This is a genomic window from Photobacterium sp. WH77, assembly GCF_022014395.1.
GTDB lineage: Bacteria > Pseudomonadota > Gammaproteobacteria > Enterobacterales > Vibrionaceae > Photobacterium > Photobacterium arenosum.
Genome location: NZ_JAKLTE010000054.1, coordinates 1 through 1,108 on the forward strand (window position 1 = coordinate 1; position 1,108 = coordinate 1,108).

Below are 1,108 nucleotides of genomic sequence, written 5' to 3' on the forward strand. Positions count from 1 at the left end.
ACTTGCTTGGGTGGTTTGTTTTTCTCAGTCTTTAGCCATAAAAGCTTCCAGGCCAATGGGCTTAACAGGCTTTCGCAGGATAGATTTTTTGCCTGCTCAGCCTGACGCCCGTAGCAGCGCAGCTGCTGAATGCGCGTGGCGATGAAGGCCAGCAGGACAATCATTCGCTCCAGATTATCTTTGCTTTGCATCCTTAAGTTTTCTACCTGTGTCCCCCCTGTTTTCCAGGATTTATGGAAGTCTTCAATGAGCCAACGACGTTCGTAGCACTCGAGAATATGCTGCGCCTGCCGGGCTGTTGTGAGACCTCATTGGTCAACAGGTGCCAACAGAGGCCATCTGCGGTGTCTTTTTCCTGACAGCCCACATAAAACATCGGCACCGGCTGTCCGGTTTTATTGGCTGGAACCTGTACCGTGACGGCTGCAAAGCGGATATCACAGCGGGCTGCTCTGGCTTTGCGGCCGCCTTTTTGCTGAACCTGTACTACCCGTTCGCCGGCACTGTGCAGCGTCTCGCTGAACGCATAGAGTTTGTTCTGGTCTTCTTCAATACATCGGCTTTGCATTGAGCGCACAATGAATCGTTGTTGGGTATCGGTTTTATAACGCAGGTATTCGATGATATCGGCTTCACGGTCACAGACCGAAATGACCTTAGACATCTGTGGCCCCAGTCGTGTGGCCATCGCTTGTGACGCTCGCTGCCACTTGTAACTTTCTTTCTCTTCATAGGCGCGTTTTGCGCGTTGTTTTTTCTGACCATGCGCCTCGCGGTCACGCGCCCAGCGGTGCTGTTCAATAAGCCCAACCACCTGCTGCGCACCTGGCGCAAACAATAAAACCGAATGCGCTTCAAGGCCGCTGGAGTTTTTGTGCGAAGTGGTGTGACCAAGTTCATCTGCGACGCTTTGGTGCGAGAACTCCAAAGACGTGGTGTCTTCTAAAGCCAATAAACAGTCAAATGCTTCGCAGGCATGGACTGTTGCAGCAAAGCCAGCCTCAGCAATCGCTGCCGGGCTGATATGCTCGTTACGAACAAAGCGATAAGCAGCTTCGATGTCTGCACTGGATGAAAGAGATTGCACGATAGATTGTCCTGTATGGGC

General features: G+C 52.0%; 1 pseudogene. It reads right to left on the reverse strand.

From position 1 onward, the window contains the following. Positions 1 to 1,108, reverse strand: a pseudogene (locus L6J37_RS21200) (IS4 family transposase); the annotation flags it as partial.